The sequence below is a fragment of the Secundilactobacillus silagincola genome (genome assembly GCF_002583405.1).
In the GTDB taxonomy this organism is placed as follows: domain Bacteria; phylum Bacillota; class Bacilli; order Lactobacillales; family Lactobacillaceae; genus Secundilactobacillus; species Secundilactobacillus silagincola.
Genome location: NZ_BCMJ01000054.1, coordinates 1 through 275, shown reverse-complemented (window position 1 = coordinate 275; position 275 = coordinate 1). Strand labels below are relative to the sequence as shown.

Here is a 275-nt window from a genome sequence, read left to right as displayed (position 1 = left end):
TCAAAACTAGACAATATCATTTTCTTTTACCGATGAACACCACTACTCGTGGTTAAGTCCTCGACCGATTAGTACTAGTCCGCTCCGTGCATCGCTGCACTTCCACTTCTAGCCTATCTACCTGATCATCTCTCAGGGGTCTTACTTCCATATAGGAATGGGAAATCTCATCTTGAGGCGAGTTTCACACTTAGATGCTTTCAGCGTTTATCTCATCCACACATAGCTACTCAGCAATGCGCCTGGCGGCACAACTGATACACCAGCGGTGTGTC

1 rRNA gene is annotated in these 275 nt (G+C 46.5%); it reads right to left on the bottom strand.

Annotated elements, in window-relative coordinates:
• Window positions 1-48 precede the first annotated feature (48 nt).
• Window positions 49-275 (bottom strand): 23S ribosomal RNA (locus CES82_RS12185); the annotation flags it as partial.